Consider the following 16,508-nt stretch of genomic DNA (forward strand, 5'->3'; position numbering starts at 1 on the left):
CACACCGGCGACCTGCTTGCTGACAGTCCGTCAGGCTACCGCTAATCTGACGGTCAGTCAGCTACGTGTTCGGGAGGCCGGTGTGCGCGGAGACGTGGAGTGGGGCGGCATTCCGGGGCTGGTGCGGAGCGCGGCCGAACGGTACGGCGACGCCGAGGCGGTCGTGGAGGGCCGGACGAGGATCTCGTACGCCGAACTGGGCGCCCGCGTGGAACGCGCGGCCGCGGCCTGCCTGGCGAACGGGGTGTCGCCCGGGGACCGCGTCGCCATCTGGGCGCCGAACTCGCTGGACTGGATCGTCTCGGCGCTGGGCGCGGTGTCGGCCGGGGCGGTCCTGGTCCCGCTGAACACCCGCTTCAAGGGCACGGAGGCGGCGGACGTCCTGCGGCGCAGCCGTGCCCGCCTGCTGTTCGTGACAGGCACGTTCCTGGGCACGTCGTACGTGGCGTCACTGCGCCGCGCGGCGGGGGAGGGCCCCGGTGACGGCCGGGGCCCACTGCCCGGACTGCCCTCCCTGGAGCAGGTGGTGGTCCTGTCGGACGACGCCCCGGCCGACTTCCGCACCTGGAAGGACTTCCTGGCGAGCGGCGACGCGGTGGGGCAGTCCGCCGTCCGCTCCCGCGCATCCCAGGTCGACCCGTCCTGGCCCTCGGACATCATCTTCACCTCGGGCACGACCGGCCGCCCCAAGGGCGCGGTGATCACCCACGCCCAGACCCTCCGCGCATACGAGGTGTGGAGCGACCTGGCGGGCCTGCGGCACGACGACCGCTACCTCATCGTGAACCCCTTCTTCCACACCTTCGGCTACAAGGCCGGCGTCCTGGCCTGTCTGATGCGCGGCGCGACGATGATCCCCCAGCCGGTGTTCACCGCGACCACCGCCCTGGCGAACATCGCGGCGGAACGCGTCTCCGTCCTCCCCGGCCCGCCCGCCCTCCACCAGTCCCTCCTCGACCACGCCTCCCGCGACGCCCACGACCTGTCGGCGCTGCGCCTGGTGGTGACCGGCGCGGCCGTGGTCCCGCTCCGCCTGGTCGAACGGCTGCGCGGCGAACTCGGCGTGGAGACGGTCCTCACGGCGTACGGCCTCTCCGAAGCGAGCGGCATCGTCACGATGTGCCGCCGCGGCGACGACCCCACGGTGATCGCATCGACGTCCGGCCGGGCCGTCCCGGGCACGGAGGTACGGGTCGACGCTCCCCTCGGCACCCCCGGTGAGGTCCTCGTCCGCGGCTTCAACGTCATGCGCGGCTACTTCGAGGACCCGGCGGCCACGGCGGAGGTCCTGACCCCGGACGGCTGGCTGCGCACCGGCGACGTGGGCGTCCTGGACGAGGCGGGCAACCTGCGCATCACCGACCGCATCAAGGACATGTTCGTCGTCGGCGGCTTCAACGCCTACCCCGCGGAGATAGAGCAGGTCCTCGGTCTGCATCCGGACGTGTCCGACGTCGCCGTCATCGGCGTACCGGACGCCCGCCTCGGCGAGGTCGGCAAGGCGTACGTGGTACGCCGCGCGGGGGCCGTACTGACCGGGGACGACCTGATCGCATGGGCACGCCGGGAGATGGCGAACTACAAGGTGCCGCGGGCGGTGGAGTTCGTGGGGGAGCTGCCGCGTAACGCGAGCGGCAAGGTGGTGAAGGGGGAGTTGAGGGAGCGCGGGTGAGGAGTCACTCGGGGCGTCCGGAAAGAAGTCGGTCGTGGTGGCGGACGGTGGTGCGGCGGGACGCCGGCCGGCGACGGCGTCCCGCGGTGGTTGGTCAGCCGAAGGCACGCACGGCCTGGTAGTACGTCCACGCAGTGCTGTTGCAGGCGGTCTTGGTCCCGCCGCTGTAGTTGTTGCAGACGCGCTTGAGGTCCTCGTAGAAGGCGCTGTCGAGGCGGGCCTTGTTGGCGTCGAAGGCGCCTGCGGCCTTGTAGTTGCGGTAGCCGAAGTCGTGGCGGGCGCAGGACATGGCGAAGGGGAAGCCGAACGGGTTGTCCGGCGAGGAGGAGCAGTAGTCGGTCGACCAGTCGAAGGCGTACGCCGACCAGGCGGCCTGGTTCGCACGGGCGGCGGCCCAGGTGCTGTAACTCGACGCGCTGGTCTGCGTCCAACTGGCGAGGACCTGCGGCTTGTCGGCCGGAGCGGCGGTGGCGGCGGTCGCGGTACCGACGACGGCGACCAGGGAGAGAGTCGAGGCGGCAAGAGCAGTGGCGAGTCTGCGGTGCATCCCACACCTCCATGAGGCTGCTGCCCGCCCATCGGGCAACAGGTTCATGACAAGAGACTGCCCATCGCGAAATCGCTTCCCCACCCCACATCCCCAAATCCTCAATTAACGCTGGTATGCGACGACCGATCGGAACATGAACCTCCGAAGGCCCGCAGAGAACAAGGGGATTGGAGGATCTGTGCCACCCCGGATGGGAAAAGGCCCAGGACGGACGGCCGTATGCACCCTCGGAGGTGGCACAGATCCTCCAATCCCTGGCGGAACCGGGGTCAGGGGAGGAGTGTGCGGATCTGGGCGATCATTGAGGCCGGGCGGTGGAAGACGTCCTCGGCGGTGAAGCGGAGGAGGTGTCGGACCTCGGGGCACTGGAGGAGTTGGTTGAAGCGAGCCACGTCCCGTCGGTGGGCCTCGCGGGTGCCGTGGAAGGCGTAGCCCTCGATCTCCACGGCCAGCCCGACGTCCCGGAACAGGAAGTCGAGGTAGCGGCGGCGCCCGTCCCGGGTCCGTACTTCGGCCTGAGTCTCCGGTCGGAGCCCGGCGTCGAGCATGCGCAGACGGGCGATGGTCTCCGCCGGTGAGCCGGCCCGGGGATCCACGAGCCGCAGCCATTGCCGTGCCCTGGCGGCACCCAGAAGCGGCGCTTCGAGCGCGACGGCGATTCCGGCTGGGGCGATGAGCGGTGCGCGGCGGCTCGGGCCGACCCTGCGGTAGCTCAGCGCGGATTCCACGGCGACGAGGGCGTCGTCCCTCGGGCCGGCCCGGAGGAGGTCGGCGAGAGTGCGGGGGACGTCCGTGACACGCAGTCCCCGTTGCTCGACGACGTCGGCCTCGGCGAGGGAGATGCGGTGTACGCGTACACCCGTGAGCACCTGCCGGACGGTGAGCCCGGGGTCGGTGAATTCCAGGTGGTGATCAGGACGTTCCGAGTCCAGCGTCTCGATCTGCCAGAGCTGAGCAGCCGAGCAGTGGCTCACGACGAGCTGAGGGTTCAACAGCTGGGCGGCCCTCAGTCGCACGACGAGGTCGAGGCCCTGCCCGGGCTCGGCCCAGGCTCCACTCCGGACCTGCGCCCACCCCTCCGAGCGCAACCGCCGGAAGAGAGAACGCCGAGGCCAACCGGCTGTGAGCGCGCGCGAGGTGAGGAGGACACCCTCCTCCGCCAATTCCCGCAATGCCCTTCGCTCCACCTGCCAAAGGTCGCAAGCTTCCCTGGTTTCTGCACGCCCTGTGGATAACTGGCAGCTTCGCTGCGAGGTGCTCAGTGCTTCAAGGAGGTGAGGAACGTGGTCCAGGCGTGGGCTCGGAAGAGGAGGAGAGGGCCGCTGTTCTCGGCCTGCTTTGAATCGCGTACGGGGACCAGGGCGGGGAGGCCGTCGGCGACCTCGACGCAGTTTCCGCCGCTGCCGTTGCTGTAGGTGCTCTTCCTCCAGCGGGCGGTGCTCAAGTCAACGTCGTTGCTTGCCATTTCGGTAGTCCTCAGCCGCTTCCTCGATCAAGGCGAGGGACGCCTCCGGCGGCAGAGCGGCGGCCCTTAGCCGATCGTACGACCTGCGGTACTCCCGTACGAGGGCCGGATCGTCGATGGTGTCCCCCGTGTGGAGGGACTCCGTATAGACCAGCGGCGGGGCGTCGGGGAAGGACATGAGCATCGCGGTGCCGACCATGAACGGATGCGTGCCGCAATTCCACGGAAGGACCTGTGGAGTGATCCGGGGCTGCCGGGCCAACTCCACTACGCGGTCCAGCTGTTCGGCCATCTCCGCCGGGGGAAGGATGGGAAGCCGGAGCAGCGACTCGTGGAGGATCACCCAGTACTCGGGGATCTTCGTGTCGTCGTCGAAGAGGCGGGCCCGGGCGAGGCGGGCCTGTACTTTCTCGTCCGTCTTCTCCTGCGACTCCAGGGGGTGTGTGGCCCGGACCACGGCGCGGGCGTACGGCCCGGTCTGGAGCAGTCCGGGGAAGAGCGTCGGGCACCACTCCTCGATGACGTCTGCATGCCGCTCGGCCTCGAGAACCCTCTCGAAATACTTGGCGTGCCCCCTCCGCCGAGCCTTCCGCACGTCCTCGCACCGCCGCGCGAAGAACCCGTCGGTCCCGAGCACCAGATCCACGTGCTCCGCGAGATCACGCGGCATACGACGCTCCCCGCGCTCGATCTCACTCAGGTGACTCAGCCCGTAGAAGCTCCCCTCCGCCAACTGCTGAAGCGTCAGCCCCGCCTGCTCCCGCTTCCACCGCAACTCCTTGCCGTAGAAGCTCGGCACGCTCTCCGACCCGTCGATGTCCTTGCGCCGCACCCTGCCCTCACCGCCGATTCCACAACAGCCGTACGCGCTTCTGCAGTTCGCGCCCGGGAAGCCGAACCCCTTTTACGCTACGGGGCCCGGCGTCAAGGTGTGACTGATTCATCACAGAGCGCACGGAAAGGTGTACGTCGATGCAGCCGCCCCACACGTCGGCCCCCGACAACTCCACGGCCTACGACATGACCCTCTGCGCGGAGGAACTGCGCGACGCCCTCGCCGCCCACGGCATCACGCTGCCCTCCCTCCGCGTCGACCTGTCGAGCTTCGCGGGCTCGTACCGGCCCCCGGCCGGCCTGATCTCGCTCGGCAACTGCAACATCGGCACCGCGCGGGCGCTGGCGGAGGTTCTCCGGAAGGCGGCCCAGCGTTGAGCGGTCCTTGCCTCCAGCTCGACCTCCTCGCCCTCCCCGAGGCCGTACCCGAACTGCGCCGCGCCGTGCGCGACCACTTGGGCGTGCCCTGCGTCGATGTCCAGTTGTGTGTCACGGAACTGGTAGGCAACGTCATCCGGCATGTCGGGGAGGGGGTCCCGGTGTGCGTACGGGTGATCGGTCAGAAGGCCGTACCCGCGTCGAGGTCACCGATCCCGAGCCGCGCGCACTTCCCGTTCTGCTGCACGCCACGGCCGGCGACGAGTCCGGTCGCGGACTGGCCCTGCTGGACGCGGTGGCTTCGCGGTGGGGTGTGGAGCCGTGTGCGGCGGGCAAGACCGTGTGGTGCGAACTGGACGTCCCTGTCGAAGCCGGCATGGCGATGGGGCCGACCTTGGAGTCGGGTCCACCTGTCTCTTGCACTGAGCGCTGACTGGTCAGTCCTGCGAGATGTGATGGTCCGAGTGAATCGAACACTCTCGGACAGGAGGCGGCGTGAAGGCGCCTTTGACGCACATCGGCCGCGGCGGCTCCCCCTCCGCGCCGTCGCGGCCGATCCCCGCTGGGATGAAGGTCCTTACTTGCCGCCGTCGAGGTCGCGGGCGGGCGGGGTGGGCATGTTGTTGTCCAGAGTGGTGATGCCCGAGTCCTTCGGAGGGGTGGGCATGTTGTTGTCGAGCGTGGTGATGGTCTCTTCCGTCGCCGGCTCGCTGGGCATGTTGTTGTCCAGCGGAGTGGCGTCCGCGTCCTTCTTGTTGTCGCTCATTGGCTTGCCATCCTCTGCTGTGTATGACGAGTGAGGAACGCCCGCCCAGAAGCTCCCCCGAGGGCTGCCGGACGGGCGTTCGGAGCCGCACACTAGCCTGCTGGGCTCCTGGTCAGACCGTCTGCCCCCCGACACGACGGTGTGACAGGTAAGAGAGTGCCGGGCGGAGATAAACGAACGCTGAACGTCCGTGACCACCCGGTGCGAAGCCCGCTCTCTATGCCGCCGCAGTCGGCGTGAGGAGGGCGCGTACCTCGTCGGCTTCTGGGGCGCCGTTCTCTTCGTAGAGGTTGAGTGCCTCGCGCCAGCAGGCCCTTGCCCGGTCCAGCTGGCCCAGGGTGGACAGCGCTCGTCCCAGGAGCGTCAGGACATTGCCCCGCATCCGGTCGCCGCCGATGCACCCGATAGCGAGGGCCTGTTCGGCGTGCTGGGCTGCCCGGGCGGGCCGACGGGCTGCGATGTGCGCTTCAGCGATCCTGAAGTGGGTGGTCCCTTCCCAGAGCCGCTGCCGGTGGTCCACGAAGATGGTCAGGGCCTCCGAGTACTGGCTGAGCGCCTCCGCGTGCCGGTCGGCCTTGGTCAGGGCCACGCCCAGGGCGTAGTGCCCGTTCGCCAGCCGCATCGTGCTGCCCACCTCGATGTGCACGGCGAGGCCGTGCTGAGCGAACTCGATGGCCTTGGCCGTGTTGCCCATCCCCATATGGGCCCGCGAGAGGTTGCACAGAGCGGTCGCTTCGCAAAGTCCGTTGCCCGCTGTCCGGAAGCCTTCTATGGCCTGGTCGAAGAAGACCTTGCCGTCCGCGTACCGGTGCTGGTGAAGTGCGATGAGCCCACGATCCTGAGCCGCCCAGCTGGAGGCGGTGGAGTCTCCGGCCGCGGTCGAGCACTCCATGGCGAGCCGTGCCTCCTGCGCGGCCTGCTGGATACGTCCGGAGACGAGCAGAACGCCGGTGAGGGTATTGCGTGCCCTGCCCTCCGCGCGGACGTCCCCAGCCGCCTGCGTTGCCTCGCGCATGGCCACCGCTGTGGTCTCGTACTGGTGGGAGTTCGCGCCCGACTCGGACAGGTCCCTGGAGGCCCACAGCAGATCCACCGCCCGCTGTAAACGCTCCGTACCCGCCGCCTGCCGTACGCAGGCCAGTATCGGAGCCGCCTCGGTGTAGAGCCAGTCCAGAGCCGCCGATCCGTCGGTGAAGACCAGCCCCGGGTAATCCGTGGCCTCCAGGTCGTCCACCAGCCGATCCCCCGGCCGCTCGATCGCGTACACCCCCGCCGCCGTAGCCAGATAAAAGTCCAGCAACCGCGACATAGCCGCATCCCGCTCACTCGGCGGCTGCTCATCCCTCTCCGCGCACGCACGCGCGTAGAGCCGCACCAGGTCGTGGTACCGGTACCGGCCAGGCGCCGCCGACTCCAGCAACGAGGTGTCGACGAGGGACTCCAGCAAGTCCTCCGTCTCCTCCACCGGCAGGTCCAGCACCGCCGCAGCCGCCGCCAGCGAAATGTCCGGCCCGTCTGCCAGCCCCAGCAGCCTGAACGCCCGTGCCTGGGCAGGCTCCAGCTGTCCGTAGCCCAGCTCGAACGTCGCCTTCACCGCCAGGTCACCGGCCTGCAGCTCGTCCAGCCGGCGTCGCTCATCCGCGAGCTTCGCCGCCAGTACGGACACCGTCCATGTCCGCCGCGCCGCCAGTCGCGACGCGGCGATCCGGATCGCCAACGGCAGGAAGCCGCACGCCGCCACCACGTCGAGGGCGGCCTCCCGTTCCGACGCGACCCGTTCCTCGCCCACGATCTTGGTGAACAGCGACAGCGCCTCGTCGGGGGACATGACGTCGAGGTCGATCAGGTGGGCGCCGGCCAGGTCCACCATCCGGACGCGGGAGGTGACCAGTGCCGCGCACCCGGAGGTCCCGGGCAGCAGCGGACGTACCTGGGCGGCATCGCGGGCGTTGTCCAGCAGCACCAGTACCCGTCGGCCGTCCAGCACCGACCGGTACAGCGCCGAACGCTCCTCCAGGGAGTCCGGGATCGCCGAGTCAGCCGTGCCGAGTGCCCGCAGGAACGAGCCCAGGACCGTCTCTGGCTCCGCCGCCCGCGAACCGGCACCCTGCAGATCCACGTACAGCTGCCCGTCGGGGAACGCCGACCGCGCTTGGTGCGCGACATGGACCGCAAGCGTCGTCTTGCCCACGCCGCCGATGCCCGCCAGCGCCGAGACCGCCATCACCCGGGCCTCCGCCGATGCCAGTACCTCGCTCAGCTCGGTCACGAAGGAGGAACGGCCGGTGAAGTCGGGGACGGTGGCAGGGAGCTGGGCGGGACGGACCACGGTTGTCGTGGGCTCGGCAACCGGTGCCGACGGTTCCGCCAGCCCAGGATCCGCCTGGAGGATCCGCTGCTGCAACTCCCGCAGCTCCGGCCGCGGGTCCACCCCCAGCTCGTCCGCCAGCAGCCGCCGCGTGTCCGCGTACACGGCAAGCGCCTCCGCCTGCCGGCCGCTCCGGTACAGCGCCAGCATCAGCAGCTCACGCAGCCGTTCGCGGAGCGGATGCGCCGCCGTCAGTGCCGTGAGCTCCGAGACCGCCTCCGCATGGCAGCCCTGTTCCAGGTCCATGTCCAGACGGGACTCCAGCAGCTGAAGGCGCCATTCCTCCAGGCGCACCCGTTGCGCCTCCGCGTACGGCCCCGGTACGCCCGCCAGCGCCTCGCCGTCCCACAGGGCCACCGTGCGCCCGAGCAGCTCGCGCGCCCGGCACAGGTCCCCCGCGTTCTTCGCCTTCTCCGCGTCCGCCGCCAGGTCCTGCGCCACCGCCAGGTCCAGCGCCCCGTCCGCGACCGAGCGGATCACGTAACCGCCCGACTCGCTGACCAGGACGCCGGCGTCCAGGACCTTGCGCAGCCGGGAGGCGTACGTCCGTAGTGCCGCCAGCGCCTGGGACGGCGGCTCCTCGCCCCACAGCGCGTCGATCAGCTCCGCCGCGGTCGCCGTACGGCCCTCGCGCAGCAGCAGCGCGGCCAGCAGGGCGCGTTGCTGGGGGGAACCGGTGTTCAGTGACTCCTCGCCGCGCCAGGCGCGCACCGGCCCGAGCACGCTGAAGCGCAGCGTCTCCGGCTCCTCCGAAGAGCCCGGACGCCTCTGCTTCGGCACTCGAGGTACCTCGTCCATCGCCGTCCCCCTAGACAATCTGAACAACCCTGTCAGTTTGCCTTGCTTCTGGCAGGTGCGTCAGCCGTGCGAGGCCCCAGTCACAGCCAGGCATGCGGACATCACAAGGCCCTCACACCGTCATCGCACACTCCCGCACTGAACTGAGCGCGAAGCGCGGTGTGAGATACACCGCGATCGCTTCCGCCGAGATCCACCGCGCCCGGCTTCCGCCCGGCTGCTGCCGACATTGCTGACGGTCCGTCAGATCGGCGCTACCTTGCCTCCATGGACACCTCCTTCCCGAAGATCATCTCCGTCGACGACCACACCGTCGAACCCCCGGGCGTCTGGCAGGACCGGCTTCCGAAGAAGTACCTCGACACCGGGCCGCGCATCGTCCGCGCGCCCCTGAAGGAAATGACCTTCCTCGGCGGCCGTTTCAAGCCCGTCATGGGGCAACCGGGCGACGACGGCCCGATCGGCGACTGGTGGGTCTACGAGGACCTGCACCGCCCCCTCACCCGCCTCGACACCGCCGTCGGCTACGACAGGGACGAGATCAAGCTCGAGATCATCACGTACGAGCAGATGAGGCAGGGCTCGTACGACGTCCCCGCCCGGCTCGCCGACATGGACGTCAACCACGTCCAGTCCGCCCTCTGCTTCCCCACCTTCCCCCGCTTCTGCGGCCAGACCTTCACCGAGGCCGCCGACCACGAGCTCGGTCTGCTCTGCATCCGCGCCTACAACGACTGGATGGTGGAGGAGTGGTGCGGGTCCGAGGCGCAGGGGCGGCTCATCCCCCTCACCCTCATTCCCCTCTGGGACGCCGGGCTGGCTGCGGCAGAAGTCCGGCGCAACGCGGCGCGCGGCGTCCGTGCCGTCGCGTTCTCCGAGATACCCCCGCACCTGGGCCTGCCCTCCGTCCACACCGACGACTGGGACCCCTTCCTCGCCGCCTGCGACGAGACCGGCACGGTCATCGCGATGCACATCGGCTCCAGCAGCCGTATGCCCTCCACCTCCGCCGACGCCCCGCCCGCCGTCGGCTCCACCATCACCTTCGCCAACTGCTGCTTCTCGATGGTCGACTGGTTGATGAGCGGGAAGTTCGAGCGGTTCCCGAACCTCCGCATCATGTACGCCGAGGGGCAGATCGGGTGGATCCCGTACATCCTGGAGCGCGCCGACGTCGTCTGGGAGGAGAACCGCGCCTGGGGCGGTGTCGCCGACAAGGTGCACCGGCCGCCGTCCGAGCTGTTCGCCGAGCACGTCTACGGCTGTTTCTTCGACGACGCCTTCGGGCTCCGCAACCTGGATTCCATCGGAGTCGGCAACGTCCTCTACGAGACCGACTACCCGCACTCCGACTCCACCTGGCCGAAGTCCCGCGAGGTCGGCGAGGCGCAGATGGGGCATCTGGACGCCGGCACAGTGGAACGGATCGTCCGGCGGAACGCCATCGAGCTGCTCGGGCTGACCGACGACGGCCTGTGGGGCGGGCCATGAGCCTCCGCTACGGCATCCAGCTCCCCGTCCAGTCCCAGAGCACCCTCTACACCGAGCCCTGGGAGGCCGCGGCCGGACCCGAGGACCTCATCGAGATCGCCCGCGTCGCCGACCGGAGCGGGTTCGACTACGTCGCCTGCTGCGACCACGTCGCCATCCCGCGCCGGCTCGCGCCCGCGATGAGCACGGTGTGGTACGACCCCGTGGCCACCCTCGCCCATCTGGCGGCGGTCACCGAACGCGTCCGGCTCCTCTCCCATGTCGCCGTCGTCGGACTACGGCACCCCCTGATCACGGCCAAGCAGTACGCCACCCTCGACCACCTGAGCCGGGGGCGCCTGATCCTGGGGGTCGGCGCCGGGCATGTGCCGGAGGAGTTCGAGGCGCTCGGGGTGGACTTCCGGCAGCGCGGCGCCGTACTCGACGAGTCCATCGACGCCCTCCGGGCCGCCCTCGGCCCGGACGAGTTCCCCGCACATCACGGCAAGCTGTACGAGTTCCATGATCTCGGCCAGCGTCCCCGGCCCGCCCAGCCGAGCGTTCCCCTCTGGGTGGGCGGCTCCTCACCCGCCGCCGTACGCCGGGCCGCGCTCAAGGGCGACGGCTGGCTGCCGCAGGGCGACCCGCGGGACCGGCTGCCCGGACAGATCGCCCGGCTGACAGCACAGCGGGCTCAGGCCGGCATCGACACGCCCCTCACCATCGGCGCCCTCACCGAGCCGCTCTACGTCGGCCGTCCCACCTGGGACGTCGGTCGCCGCACCCTCACCGGCACCCCCGCCGCCCTCGCCGAGTCGCTGCGGGCCTACCGGGCGATGGGCGTGCACCAGATCCAGGTGCGGTTCCGCAGCCGGAGCCGCGTCGAACTCACCGACCAGATGACCGCATTCGGCGCCGACGTGGCTCCGTACCTGTGAGGAGAACGCATGGGCAAGCTGGACGGACGTGTCGTGATCGTCACCGGTGCGGCGCGCGGGCAGGGGGAGCAGGAGGCCCGGCTGTTCCGGGAGGAGGGCGCCGAGGTCGTCGTCACCGATGTCCTCGACGACGCGGGCGAGGCGCTCGCCAAGGAGATCGGAGCCCGGTACGTCCATCTCGACGTGGGGCGGGAGGACGACTGGCGCGCCGCGGTGGCCGCCGCCAAGGAGGCGTACGGCCGGGTCGACGGGCTCGTCAACAACGCCGGCATCCTGCGCTTCAACGCCCTCGTGGACACGCCCCTCGACGAGTTCATGCAGGTCGTGCAGGTGAACCAGGTCGGCTGCTTTCTGGGTGTGAAGACCGTGGCACCCCACCTCGAGACGGGCGGCACGATCGTCAACACCGCCTCCTACACCGGCATGACCGGCATGGCGGCCGTCGGCACCTACGCGGCCACCAAGCACGCCGTCATCGGCCTCACCCGTGTCGCCGCCCTGGAGCTGGCCCACCGGGGCATCCGCGTCAACGCCATGTGCCCGGGCGCCATCGACACCGCGATGTCCAACCCGGCGCTCCTGGACCCGGATGCGGACCCCGTGCAGACCTCGCAGGCCCTGGACGAGCTGTACCGCAGGCTGGTGCCGCTGGGGCGGATCGGACGGCCGGAGGAGGTGGCGCGGCTGGCGCTGTTCCTGTCCTGCGAGGACTCCTCGTACATCACCGGGCAGCCGTTCGTGATCGACGGGGGGTGGCTGGCCGGCGTCAGCGTCATCTGACGGCACGTCAGCTATTGACGGTGCGCACCCCCGGTGCCACAGTCGGCGGCAGTGAAGGAATCTGACGGTGTATCAGAAAAGACCCGGGACGGTGAACCTCCTTGGAATTCGGGCTCTTTGTACAGGGATACGTGGGCAAGCGCGCCGAGACCGACCCGCTCGCCGAGCACAAGGCGCTGATGGAGGAGACCGAGTACGTCATCCAGGCGGACAGGTCCGGGTTCAAGTACGCCTGGGCGTCCGAGCACCACTTCCTGGAGGAGTACTCCCACCTCTCCGCCAACGACGTCTTCCTCGGCTACCTCGCCCACGCCACCGAGCGCATCCACCTCGGCTCCGGCATCTTCAACCCGCTCGCCCAGGTCAACCACCCGGTGAAGGTCGCCGAGAAGGTCGCCATGCTCGACCATCTCACCGAGAACCGCTTCGAGTTCGGCAGCGGACGCGGCGCGGGCAGCCACGAGATCCTCGGCTTCCTCCCGGGGATCACCGACATGAACTACACGAAGGAGATCTGGGAAGAGACCATCGCCGAGTTCCCCAAGATGTGGCTCCAGGACGAGTACGCGGGCTTCCAGGGCAAGCACTGGTCGCTGCCGCCGCGGAAGGTCCTGCCGAAGCCGTACGGCAGGTCGCACCCGGCGATGTGGTACGCGGCCGGGTCGCCGCCCTCGTATGCGATGGCCGCCCGCAAGGGGCTCGGCGTGCTCGGCTTCAGCGTGCAGAAGGTCTCCGACATGGAGTGGGTGCTGGAGCAGTACAAGACCGCGGTCGTCGAGGCCGAGCCGATCGGGGACTTCGTCAACGACAACGTGATGGTGACGACCACCGCGATCTGCGCGCCGACGCATGAGGAGGCGATACGGATCGCTGCGAACGGTGGGCTGCACTACTTGCCGTCGTTGGTGTTCCGGTACCACGACACCTTCCCGCGCCCCGAGGGCTTCCCGGTGTGGCCGGAGACGCTCCCCGAGTACACGGAGGAGTTCGTCGAAGTCCTCATCGAGGAGGAGCTGTTGGTCTGCGGTGACCCCGACGAGGTGCTGCGGCAGTGCAAGCGGTGGGAGCAGGCCGGGGCCGATCAGTTGAGCTTCGGGCTGCCGGTGGGGGTGCCGAAGGAGGAGACACTGCAGACGATTCGGCTGATCGGGGAGCACGTGATCCCGAAGATCGACACGGATCCCGTGCATCGGACTACGCGGTTCCGGAGGGCTGGCTGAGGAGCGTTCGCGGCTGCCGGTTGTTTGTGGCTGGTCGCGCAGTTCCCCGCGCCCCTAGGTATCTCCACCGGCCCGGAGTCAGGAGGCAAGGCTCATGCTCGATCACGTCATCAAAGGCGCGACCGTCGTCGATGGAACGGGCGCGCCCGCGTACACCGCCGACGTCGGCATACGGGACGGGCGTATCGCCGCCGTCGGCACGATCACCGAGGAGTCCCGGTCGGTCGAGGACGCCACCGGCCTCGTCCTCGCCCCCGGCTTCGTCGACCCGCACACCCACTACGACGCCCAGCTGTTCTGGGACCCGTACGCCACCCCCTCCCTCAACCACGGGGTGACCACGGTCGCCGCCGGCAACTGCGGGTTCACCCTCGCCCCGCTCAACCCCGACCGCCCCGAGGACGCCGACTACACCCGCCGCATGATGTCCAAGGTCGAGGGCATGTCGCTGGTGGCGCTGGAGGAAGGGGCGCCGTGGAGCTGGCACACCTTCGGTGAGTATTTGGATGCCCTGGAGGGGCGGATCGCCGTCAACGCCGGGTTCATGGTGGGGCACTGCGCGCTGCGGCGGTACGTGATGGGGCCGGAGGCAGTCGGGGGGCAGCCGAGTGAGGAGCAGCTCGCGGCGATGCTCCGGCTGTTCCACGAGGCGATGGACGCGGGGGCGTGGGGCCTGTCCACCACCCAGTCGTCCACCCACTCCGACGGCGACGGGAACCCGGTCGCCTCCCGGCACGCGCAGCCCGCCGAGCTGCTGGCCCTGTCCCGGGCGGTCGGCGAGCACGAGGGCACGCAGATCGAGGCGATCGTCGCGGGCTGCCTGGACCAGTTCAGCGACGCCGAGATCGATCTGTTCGTGGAGATGAGCGCGGCGGCGGGTCGGCCGCTGAACTGGAACGTCCTGACCATCGACGCGGCCGTCCCCGAGCGCGTACCCCGCCAGCTCCTCGCCAGTGAACGGGCGCGCAAGGCGGGCGGCCGGGTGGTGGCGCTCACCATGCCGATCCTCACGCCGATGAACATGTCCCTCGGCACGTTCTGCGCGCTGAACCTCATCCCCGGCTGGGGCCCGGTCCTGGGCCTGCCCGTGCCCGAGCGGATCGCGAAGCTGAAGGATCCCGCCGTGCGGGCCGAGATGCTGAAGCGGGCGGATTCCAAGGAAGCCGGCGTCTTCCGGCGGCTGGCGGACTTCGGGCGGTACGTCATCGGCGACACGTACAGCGAGGCGAACGCCGGGCTGACCGGCCGGGTCGTCCGGGACATCGCGGCGGAACGCGGCCAGGACCCCTTCGCCTGCCTGGTCGACATCTGCGCGAACGACGACCTCCGTACGGTCCTGTGGCCCATGCCCCCCGACAACGACCCGGCGTCCTGGGCGCTGCGCGCCGAGACCTGGCAGCACGAGGACGTCCTGCTGGGCGGCTCCGACGCGGGCGCCCATCTGGACCGGATGTGCGGGGCGCCGTACACCACCCGGTTCATCGGGGACTGTCTGCGCGGGCGGAAGCTCGTCGGGCTCGAGCAGGCGGTGAAGATGCTGACGGACGACCCGGCGCGGCTGTTCGGCCTGCGGGAGCGGGGCCGGGTGGCGGAGGGCTGGCATGCGGACCTCGTCCTCTTCGACCCGGAGCGCATCGACGCCGGTACGGCCACCCTGGTGCACGACCTGCCGGGAGACAGCCCGCGCCTGGACTCCAGGGCGCTCGGTGTACGGGCCGTCTGGGTCAACGGGGTCGAGGCGATCCGGGACGACGTGGTGAGCGGGGCGGTACCGGGGCGGGTGCTGCGCTCGGGGCGGGACACGCGGACGGTGAGCACGCGGTGAGCCAGCGGCTGTTCGTCGGCGGGGAGTGGGTCGAGCCGGAGGGCGGCTATTACGCCGTAATCGACCCCGCGACCGAGGAGATCGTCGGCTGGGCGCCGGAGGCCTCGCGGGATCAGGTGCACGCGGCCTGCGCCGCGGCCCGCGAGGCCTTCGGGCCCTGGTCGCGCACCCCCGCGGAGGAGCGGGCGGCGGTCCTGGCGCGGGCTGCGGACATCATCCGGAGCCGTCTGGTGCCGTATGCAGAGCTGGCCCGGGCCGAGACCGGGGCGACGACGGGGACGGCCCGCGGCATGCAGGTGGGCGTGGGTGCGGCCCGCTTCCGTCGGTACGCGCGCGTGGAGCCGGCGGAGTGGGCGATCCCGCCGCAGATCAACGAGGCCGGGCCGATGGGGAAGGCCGGCGTGATGGGCGCGCTGGCGGTACGGCAGCCGGTCGGGGTCGTCACCTGCATCACCTCGTACAACAACCCCTGGGCGAACCCGGCGGGCAAGGTCGCCCCGGCGCTGGCGATGGGCAACACGGTGGTGGTGAAACCGGCGCCGCAGGATCCGTTGTCGGTGTACCGGATGGCGGAGGCGCTGGCGGAGGCGGGTGTGCCGCGCGGGGTCGTGAACGTTGTCTCGGGACGGTCGGTGGAGGTCGGGGAGGCCGCCGTCGAGTCGGGCGATGTGGACATGGTGAGCTTCACCGGCTCGACGGCTGTCGGGCAGCGCATCGCCGAGGTGTGCGGGCGGTCCGTGAAACGGCAGTTGATGGAGCTGGGCGGGAAGGGAGCGGCGGTCGTCTTCGACGACGCGGACCTCGGTTCGGCGGTGTCCGGGATCGGCACGACGTTCTCCTTCTACAGCGGCCAGATCTGCACGGCGCCGACGCGAGTGCTGGCGCAGCGCGGGGTGTACGACCGTCTGGTCGAGCAACTGGCCGCGTACGCGGGTCGGTTGAAGGCCGGCGATCCGCGTGACCCGTCGACGGTCGTTGGGCCGGTGATCTCGGCGGAGCACCGGGAGCGGGTGGAGTCGTACGTCGAACTGGGCCGTAAAGAGGGTGCGGTGGTGATGACGGGTGGTGAACGGCCCGCACTCGACCGGGGCTTCTACGTGGCACCGACCCTGCTCGCCGACTGCACGAACGACATGCGGGTGGCCCGGGAGGAGATCTTCGGCCCGGTGGTCGTCGTGATTCCCTTCGACGAGGAGGACGAGGGGGTGGCCCTGGCGAACGACAGCGACTACGGCCTGATCGACTACGTGTGGTCGGGCGACGTGGCCAGAGCCTTCCGCGTCGCCCGCCGCCTGCGGGCCGGCGGAGTCGGCGTGAACACCGTCGGCCGCAACATGGAGGCCCCGTTCGGCGGCTTCAAGAAGAGCGGCGTCGGCCGGGACGTCGGCTCGTACGCGCTGCACGCGTACAGCGAGGTGCAGGCGATCGTGTGGCCGGGGTGAGG

The 16,508-nt window shown here is 70.1% G+C and carries 14 protein-coding genes and 1 pseudogene; 9 read left to right on the plus strand and 6 right to left on the minus strand.

What is annotated here, in order from left to right:
• Nucleotides 1-82 precede the first annotated feature (82 nt).
• Nucleotides 83-1,672 (plus strand): FadD3 family acyl-CoA ligase, encoded by a 1,590-nt coding sequence (locus ACKTSN_RS26420; protein ID WP_409471386.1) that lies wholly within the window; start codon nucleotides 83-85, stop codon nucleotides 1,670-1,672.
• Between the two features lie 94 nt (nucleotides 1,673-1,766).
• Here the strand turns inward: ACKTSN_RS26420 and ACKTSN_RS26425 are convergent, their stop codons facing one another.
• From ACKTSN_RS26425 to ACKTSN_RS26440, 4 genes are all read right to left on the minus strand, one after another.
• Nucleotides 1,767-2,219, minus strand: a complete 453-nt coding sequence (locus tag ACKTSN_RS26425) for a phospholipase (RefSeq protein WP_409471387.1) — start codon at nucleotides 2,217-2,219, stop codon at nucleotides 1,767-1,769.
• Between the two features lie 272 nt (nucleotides 2,220-2,491).
• Nucleotides 2,492-3,310, minus strand: coding sequence for a hypothetical protein (locus ACKTSN_RS26430; protein WP_409471388.1), 819 nt, complete (start codon nucleotides 3,308-3,310; stop codon nucleotides 2,492-2,494).
• Nucleotides 3,311-3,480: 170 nt separating this feature from the next.
• Nucleotides 3,481-3,687 (minus strand): DUF397 domain-containing protein, encoded by a 207-nt coding sequence (locus tag ACKTSN_RS26435; protein ID WP_409471389.1) that lies wholly within the window; start codon nucleotides 3,685-3,687, stop codon nucleotides 3,481-3,483.
• A complete protein-coding gene (locus ACKTSN_RS26440; protein ID WP_409471390.1) occupies nucleotides 3,668-4,519 on the minus strand; it encodes a helix-turn-helix domain-containing protein in 852 nt (283 codons plus the stop codon). Before ACKTSN_RS26440 ends, ACKTSN_RS26435 begins: the two co-directional genes overlap by 20 nt.
• A 140-nt stretch (nucleotides 4,520-4,659) precedes the next feature.
• On the opposite strand from ACKTSN_RS26440, the gene ACKTSN_RS26445 reads away from it, so the two are divergent.
• Complete coding sequence (locus ACKTSN_RS26445; protein WP_409471391.1) at nucleotides 4,660-4,899, plus strand: hypothetical protein; 240 nt, start codon at nucleotides 4,660-4,662, stop codon at nucleotides 4,897-4,899.
• A pseudogene (locus tag ACKTSN_RS26450) lies at nucleotides 4,896-5,332 on the plus strand (ATP-binding protein). Before ACKTSN_RS26445 ends, ACKTSN_RS26450 begins: the two are co-directional and overlap by 4 nt.
• A gap of 144 nt (nucleotides 5,333-5,476) precedes the next feature.
• Here ACKTSN_RS26450 and ACKTSN_RS26455 read toward each other — a convergent pair.
• Entirely contained in the window at nucleotides 5,477-5,665 is a 189-nt protein-coding gene (locus ACKTSN_RS26455; protein ID WP_409471392.1) for a hypothetical protein, read from the minus strand.
• Between the two features lie 217 nt (nucleotides 5,666-5,882).
• Nucleotides 5,883-8,831: an AfsR/SARP family transcriptional regulator gene (locus ACKTSN_RS26460; protein ID WP_409471393.1), complete on the minus strand. Its 2,949-nt coding sequence runs from the start codon at nucleotides 8,829-8,831 to the stop codon at nucleotides 5,883-5,885.
• Nucleotides 8,832-9,098: 267 nt separating this feature from the next.
• Between ACKTSN_RS26460 and ACKTSN_RS26465 the strand changes: the two genes are divergently transcribed.
• From ACKTSN_RS26465 to ACKTSN_RS26490, 6 genes are all read left to right on the plus strand, one after another.
• Nucleotides 9,099-10,322: an amidohydrolase family protein gene (locus ACKTSN_RS26465; RefSeq protein WP_409471394.1), complete on the plus strand. Its 1,224-nt coding sequence runs from the start codon at nucleotides 9,099-9,101 to the stop codon at nucleotides 10,320-10,322.
• Nucleotides 10,319-11,239, plus strand: coding sequence for an LLM class F420-dependent oxidoreductase (locus tag ACKTSN_RS26470; RefSeq protein ID WP_409471395.1), 921 nt, complete (start codon nucleotides 10,319-10,321; stop codon nucleotides 11,237-11,239). Before ACKTSN_RS26465 ends, ACKTSN_RS26470 begins: the two co-directional genes overlap by 4 nt.
• A gap of 9 nt (nucleotides 11,240-11,248) precedes the next feature.
• Entirely contained in the window at nucleotides 11,249-12,019 is a 771-nt protein-coding gene (locus tag ACKTSN_RS26475) for an SDR family NAD(P)-dependent oxidoreductase (RefSeq protein ID WP_409471396.1), read from the plus strand.
• Nucleotides 12,020-12,120: 101 nt separating this feature from the next.
• Nucleotides 12,121-13,239, plus strand: coding sequence for an LLM class flavin-dependent oxidoreductase (locus tag ACKTSN_RS26480; protein WP_385510983.1), 1,119 nt, complete (start codon nucleotides 12,121-12,123; stop codon nucleotides 13,237-13,239).
• 94 nt (nucleotides 13,240-13,333) lie between these two features.
• Entirely contained in the window at nucleotides 13,334-15,064 is a 1,731-nt protein-coding gene (locus tag ACKTSN_RS26485) for an N-acyl-D-amino-acid deacylase family protein (RefSeq protein ID WP_409471397.1), read from the plus strand.
• Nucleotides 15,061-16,506, plus strand: a complete 1,446-nt coding sequence (locus ACKTSN_RS26490) for an aldehyde dehydrogenase family protein (RefSeq protein WP_409471398.1) — start codon at nucleotides 15,061-15,063, stop codon at nucleotides 16,504-16,506. Before ACKTSN_RS26485 ends, ACKTSN_RS26490 begins: the two co-directional genes overlap by 4 nt.
• The last annotated feature ends 2 nt before the right edge of the window (nucleotides 16,507-16,508 follow it).

It is taken from the genome of Streptomyces flavusporus (assembly GCF_046267975.1).
Lineage (GTDB): Bacteria > Actinomycetota > Actinomycetes > Streptomycetales > Streptomycetaceae > Streptomyces > Streptomyces flavusporus.

Coding starts and splice junctions, on each gene's coding strand:
- ACKTSN_RS26425 (WP_409471387.1), bottom strand. CDS start 2,219: ATGCACCGCAGACTCGCCACTGCTCTTGCCGCCTCGACTCTCTCCCTG.
- ACKTSN_RS26435 (WP_409471389.1), bottom strand. CDS start 3,687: ATGGCAAGCAACGACGTTGACTTGAGCACCGCCCGCTGGAGGAAGAGC.
- ACKTSN_RS26445 (WP_409471391.1), top strand. CDS start 4,660: ATGCAGCCGCCCCACACGTCGGCCCCCGACAACTCCACGGCCTACGAC.
- ACKTSN_RS26455 (WP_409471392.1), bottom strand. CDS start 5,665: ATGAGCGACAACAAGAAGGACGCGGACGCCACTCCGCTGGACAACAAC.
- ACKTSN_RS26460 (WP_409471393.1), bottom strand. CDS start 8,831: ATGGACGAGGTACCTCGAGTGCCGAAGCAGAGGCGTCCGGGCTCTTCG.
- ACKTSN_RS26465 (WP_409471394.1), top strand. CDS start 9,099: ATGGACACCTCCTTCCCGAAGATCATCTCCGTCGACGACCACACCGTC.
- ACKTSN_RS26470 (WP_409471395.1), top strand. CDS start 10,319: ATGAGCCTCCGCTACGGCATCCAGCTCCCCGTCCAGTCCCAGAGCACC.
- ACKTSN_RS26475 (WP_409471396.1), top strand. CDS start 11,249: ATGGGCAAGCTGGACGGACGTGTCGTGATCGTCACCGGTGCGGCGCGC.
- ACKTSN_RS26485 (WP_409471397.1), top strand. CDS start 13,334: ATGCTCGATCACGTCATCAAAGGCGCGACCGTCGTCGATGGAACGGGC.